Origin of the sequence: Vreelandella maris (genome assembly GCF_013371085.1) — a bacterium.
In the GTDB taxonomy this organism is placed as follows: domain Bacteria; phylum Pseudomonadota; class Gammaproteobacteria; order Pseudomonadales; family Halomonadaceae; genus Vreelandella; species Vreelandella maris.
Genome location: NZ_JABWCV010000067.1, coordinates 1 through 2047, shown reverse-complemented (window position 1 = coordinate 2047; position 2047 = coordinate 1). Strand labels below are relative to the sequence as shown.

Below are 2047 nucleotides of genomic sequence, written 5' to 3'. Positions count from 1 at the left end.
GCGGGCACCATCAACGTGGTCACCGCTTCCAAACCCGCGGCCGTGGGTGAAGTGCTCACCACCGACCCCCGAGTGCGCAAAGTCTCGTTCACTGGCTCCACCCCGGTGGGCAAACACCTGCTCGCCCAGTGCGCCAGCACGGTGAAGAAAACCGCCATGGAGCTGGGCGGCAACGCGCCGTTTATCGTGTTTGACGACGCCGATGTAGATGCCGCTGTTAATGGCGCCATCGCCTCCAAATTCCGTAACGCTGGGCAAACCTGTGTCTGCACCAACCGCTTTTTGGTGCAGGACGGCATTTACGATGCGTTCGTCGCTAAACTCACCGAGCGTGTGAACGGCCTGAAAGTCGGCGATGGCCTGGCAGATGGCAGCATTATCGGCCCGCTCATCAACCAAGCGGCAATCGATAAAGTGCAGCGCCACGTAGACGACGCCCAAGGTAAAGGCGCACGTCTTATGTGCGGCGGCAAACTCCACGCTGCCGGTGAGCGCTTCTACACGCCCACGGTGCTGGCCGATGTCACCACCGAGATGGCCGTGGCCGATGAAGAGACCTTCGGCCCCGTGGCGCCGGTGTTCCGCTTCAAGAAAGACGAAGAAGCCATCCAGATGGCCAACGACACACCGTTCGGCCTGGCGGCCTACTTCTACGCCACGGATTACCGCCGCATCTGGCGCACCATGGAACAGCTGGAGTACGGCATGGTGGGCGTCAATGAAGGCTTGATCTCTACCGAGCTGGCACCGTTTGGCGGTGTGAAAGAGTCTGGGCTGGGCCGCGAAGGTTCTCACCACGGATTGGATGAGTTTACTGAACTGAAATACGTCTGCGTTGGCGGTTTATAAAGAGAACGATGATGACGAACCAAGAATTGAACGACCTGAAAAACCGCTTCGTGGCTAATGGTGCCGCCACGCCGACCACCCAGTTTGCCGAGCGCGCCGAAAACGCCGAGCTGTGGGACGCCGACGGCAACCGCTGGATCGATTTTGCGGGCGGCATTGGCGTGCTCAACCTGGGCCACCGCCACCCGAAAATCGTCGCGGCGGTCGAAGCACAGCTCAAGAAAGTGATGCACACCAGCGCTGCGGTGATCTCCTACGCGCCCTACGTGCAGCTGTGCCAAAAGCTCTGCGAACTCACCCCCGTGCGTGGCCCCGAGCGCAAGGCCATGCTGGTGAACACCGGTGCCGAAGCGCTGGAAAACGCCGTGAAGATCGCCCGCGCCGCCACTGGCCGCACCGGCATCATCACGTTCGATGGCGCCTTCCACGGCCGCACCATGATGACCCTGGCGATGACCGGCAAGGTGCTGCCCTACAAGAATGACTTCGGCCCAATGCCGGGCGACGTGTTCCGCGCCCCGTTCCCCAACCCGCTGCACGGCATCAGCGAAGAAGCCTCGCTGAACGCCATTCGCACGCTGTTCAAAACCGATATCGCCCCGCACCGCACGGCGGCCATCGTGATTGAACCGGTACAGGGCGAAGGCGGTTTCTACATCGCCTCACCGGATTACCTGAAAGCGCTGCGCGCCTTGTGCGACGAGCACGGCATTCTGCTGATCGCCGACGAAGTGCAGTCAGGCTTTGCCCGTACCGGCAAGCTGTTTGCGCTGGAGCATAGCGGCATCGAAGCGGACATTCTCACCACCGCGAAAAGCCTCGCTAACGGCATGCCGCTTTCTGCAGTAGTAGGTAGCGCCAAAGTTATGGACGCCTCCGGCCCCAACTCCCTAGGCGGCACCTACAGCGGCAACCCGCTCTCCTGCGCGGCGGCCCTGGCGGTGATTGAGGCCATTGAAGAAGAAGATATCCTCGCCCGCAGCGAGCAGATGGGCAAAATGCTGGCCGAGCGTTTTGCCGTATGGGAAGAACGCTTCCCCGCCGTCGCCCACGGCCGCCAGTTAGGCGCCATGGCAGCGTTTGAACTGCTCAACAGCGACGGCAAGCCCGACCCGCAACTCACCGCCGCGCTCTGCGCCAAAGCCCGCGAGAAAGGCCTGATCCTGCTTTCATGCGGTTTCTACGGCAACAGCATCCG

At 61.7% G+C, this 2047-nt stretch carries 2 protein-coding genes; both read left to right on the top strand.

What is annotated here, in order from left to right:
* A partial coding sequence (locus tag HUO07_RS21430) for an aldehyde dehydrogenase family protein (protein ID WP_176305131.1) occupies positions 1-849 on the top strand: 849 nt, incomplete at its 5' end.
* 11 nt (positions 850-860) lie between these two features.
* Positions 861-2047, top strand: a 1187-nt coding sequence (gabT, locus tag HUO07_RS21425; RefSeq protein ID WP_176305130.1) for a 4-aminobutyrate--2-oxoglutarate transaminase, incomplete at its 3' end; no start/stop codon positions are given.